Origin of the sequence: Acidiphilium sp. PM (assembly GCF_000219295.1) — a bacterium.
GTDB lineage: Bacteria > Pseudomonadota > Alphaproteobacteria > Acetobacterales > Acetobacteraceae > Acidiphilium > Acidiphilium multivorum.
Genome location: NZ_AFPR01000245.1, coordinates 1 through 2,981, shown reverse-complemented (window position 1 = coordinate 2,981; position 2,981 = coordinate 1). Strand labels below are relative to the sequence as shown.

Genomic DNA, 2,981 nt, shown 5'->3' with positions numbered 1-2,981 from the left:
CGCCATTCCGATCTCACCCAGGCGGCCGCCCTCGCCCGCGCCGCCGCCCTCGCGCAAAGGCCCCACGCCGCATGACCCCGTTGCCCCGCATCATGATCGAACCCGCGGTGCGCGCCGCCCTGCTCGAGGATCTCGGCCGCGCCGGCGACATCACCGCCGAGGCGGTGATCCCGGACGACAGCCGCGCCGCCGTCGCCTTCGTCGCCCGCGAGCCGGGGACGATCGCCGGCCTCGGCTGCGCCGCCATCGCCTTCGACCTGCTCGATCCATCGCTGGCGCTCGACATCCTCATCCCGGATGGCGGCGCCGTCGCGCCCGGCGACGTGATCGCGCGGATCGAGGGGAAGGCGCGCGCCATCCTTTCGGCCGAGCGGACGGCGCTCAACTTTCTCGGCCAGCTTTCGGGCGTCGCCACCGCCACAGCCGGCATCGCCGCCGCGATCGCCCATACCGGGGCGCGGATCACCTGCACGCGCAAGACCATTCCCGGCCTGCGGGCCTTGCAGAAATACGCCGTGCGCTGCGGCGGCGGCGCCAATCACCGCTTCGGGCTCGATGACGCGGTGCTGATCAAGGACAACCACATCGCCATCGCCGGCGGCGTCGGCCTCGCGGTGCGCCGCGCCCGCGCCGCGGTCGGCCATCTGGTGAAGATCGAATGCGAGGTCGACCGGCTCGACCAGCTCGCCGAGGCGCTGGAGGCCGGGGCGGATGCCGTCCTGCTCGACAACATGGACCCCGCCACCCTGCGCCGCGCCGTCGCGATGGCGAAGGGCCGCGCGATCACCGAGGCCTCCGGCCGGATCACCCCGGAGAGCGCCCCCGCCATCGCCGAAACCGGGGTCGACCTGATCTCGGCGGGGTGGCTCACCCACAGCGCGCGGGTGCTGGATATCGGGCTCGATTTCATGACATAAGCGCGCATGAACCGCGCTCCCTTCACCATCGCCATCCTGCTCGGTATCGCCGGGCTGATCCCCTTCCTCGCCGGCCTCGCCGTCATCGTCACCGACCCGACGCGCGCCCCGCTCGCGACCACGGTGATGATCGATTACGGCGCCTGCATCCTCGCCTTTCTCGGCGCGGTGCACTGGGGCTTCGCGCTGGAGCCGGGCGGCGTGGTGCCCGAGGCGCGGCTGAACAACCAGCGCCTGCTGTTCGGCGTGCTGCCGGCGCTGGTCGGCTGGCTGGCGCTGCTCGTCCTCTCGCTGGCGCAGGCCCCGCGCCTCGCCATCGCGATCCTGATCGCCGGCTTCTTCGCCACCATCGTGGCAGAGACGGTCGGGCGCGGGCGCGACATCGTGCCGGGGAACTACCTCGCCCTGCGCTGGGCGATCTCGATCGTCGTGCTCGCGGTGCTGATCGTCGCGCTGTTCATCGAGGCGGTGGGCATGCGCCAGGGCTGAGCCTCCCGGATGAACGCAATTTCATCCGGCGGTAAAGCGCCATCGCCGAATTCCGCCGCATTCTCCTGCCAGATTGCGATCATCGATCAGGAGATGCCTACATGAAGCGAACCAGCATCATCGTCGGCGGCGCGATGGCCGCCTGTGTCGCCTTCGCCGCGACCGGCGTCGCCCACGCGGACTGGGATGGCGGCCCGAGCTTTTCGATCGGCATCGCCGGTCCGCCGGCCTATTACGCGCCGCCCCCGCCGGTCTATTACGCGCCGCCGCCGCCGCCCCGCTATTACGCGCCGCCGCCGCCAGCCTATTATGCGCCGCCGCCGCCGGCCTACTACGCGCCATCCTTCCCGGCAGGACTGTCCTTCGGCTTCAGCCTGCCGCTCGGCGGCGACGACGATCGCTGATCACACCGGGCATCATACCGGCGGTTCGCCCCGGACCGGCGTGATGCCCTCCGCCGCGATCAGCGACTCCGCCTCGCCGATCGCGGCCTCCAGCGCCTCGACATCCGTGCCCTTGACGACGACGGCCACCCCGCTGCCGGATTCGCGGTAGAACGGATAGCTGCCGACATCGACCTGCGGATACCGCGCCTGGATGGCCGACAGCCCGGCGGCGATGCTGCCTTCCTTCACCCGCAGCCCGTGCACCGCCCGCATCGCGATCGGCGTGCCGCGCGCCAGCACCGTCTCCAGCCCCGCGAACATCGCCTGCATGATCCGCGGCACGCCGGCCATCACATGCACGTTGCCGATGGAGAACCCCGGCGCGATCGAGACCGAGTTGGGAATCGGCACGGCGCCGCGCGGCAGCATCGCCATGCGCTGCCGCGCCTCGTTGAACTGCTCGTGGCCGAGATGCCGCTCCAGCGCGTCCCAGCTTTCCTGGTGCTTTTCCCAGGGCACGCCGAAGGCGGCGGCGATGCACTCGCTGGTGATGTCGTCATGCGTCGGCCCGATGCCGCCGGTGGTGAACACGTTGTCATAGGCGGCGCGCAGCTCATTGACCGCGCGGATGATCCGCTCGGCGACATCCGGCACCACCCGCACCTCTTCCAGCCGGTGGCCGAGCGCGGCCAGGCGGCCGGCGATGAATTTCGTGTTCACGTCCTGCGTCCGGCCGGAGAGGATCTCGTTGCCGATGATCAGGATGGCGGCGGTGGGATTGCTGGGCATGTCGGTCTCCCGGATCACAGAAAATCGCGCAGCAGCGGCAGCAGCGGTCGGTCGGCCGGCGGCATCGGATATTCGTCGAGCCGGTCCGGCGGCACCCAGGCCAGCGCCTGGCCCTCGCGCGGCTCGGGCGTGCCGCTCCAGCGGCGGGCGAGGTAGAGCGGCATCAGCAGATGGAACTGGTCATAGGCGTGCGAGGCGAAGGCGAACGGGGCGACATCCTCCTCGCGGAGCAAAATGCCGAGTTCCTCCTCCATCTCCCGCACCAGCGCCCGTTCGGGGGTTTCGCCGGGTGCGAGCTTGCCGCCCGGAAACTCCCACAGCCCGGCCATCTTCTTGCCGGGCGGGCGGCCGGGCGAGCAGGATCCGCCCCTCGATATCGACCAGCGCGCAGGCGGCCACG

5 protein-coding genes are annotated in these 2,981 nt (G+C 71.0%); 3 read left to right on the top strand and 2 right to left on the bottom strand.

The window, feature by feature from the left end; translation table 11 throughout:
- The first annotated feature begins 71 nt into the window (after positions 1 to 71).
- The 3 genes from nadC (at position 72) to APM_RS10555 (ending at position 1,810) form a co-directional block, all read left to right on the top strand.
- The gene (gene nadC / locus APM_RS10565; protein ID WP_007423362.1) at positions 72 to 917 is read left to right on the top strand and encodes a carboxylating nicotinate-nucleotide diphosphorylase; all 846 of its coding nucleotides are present in this window, start codon (positions 72 to 74) and stop codon (positions 915 to 917) included.
- Positions 918 to 923: 6 nt separating this feature from the next.
- Positions 924 to 1,406, top strand: coding sequence for a DUF3429 domain-containing protein (locus tag APM_RS10560; protein WP_007423361.1), 483 nt, complete (start codon positions 924 to 926; stop codon positions 1,404 to 1,406).
- A gap of 101 nt (positions 1,407 to 1,507) precedes the next feature.
- Positions 1,508 to 1,810, top strand: coding sequence for a hypothetical protein (locus APM_RS10555; RefSeq protein WP_007423360.1), 303 nt, complete (start codon positions 1,508 to 1,510; stop codon positions 1,808 to 1,810).
- Positions 1,811 to 1,822: 12 nt separating this feature from the next.
- Here the strand turns inward: APM_RS10555 and APM_RS10550 are convergent, their stop codons facing one another.
- Together APM_RS10550 and APM_RS10545 are read right to left on the bottom strand one after the other, a co-directional pair.
- On the bottom strand, positions 1,823 to 2,581 hold the full coding sequence (locus APM_RS10550) for a molybdopterin-binding protein (protein ID WP_039888292.1): 759 nt from the start codon (positions 2,579 to 2,581) through the stop codon (positions 1,823 to 1,825).
- Between the two features lie 14 nt (positions 2,582 to 2,595).
- Positions 2,596 to 2,981, bottom strand: a 386-nt coding sequence (locus APM_RS10545; RefSeq protein WP_241763139.1) for a (deoxy)nucleoside triphosphate pyrophosphohydrolase, incomplete at its 5' end; no start/stop codon positions are given.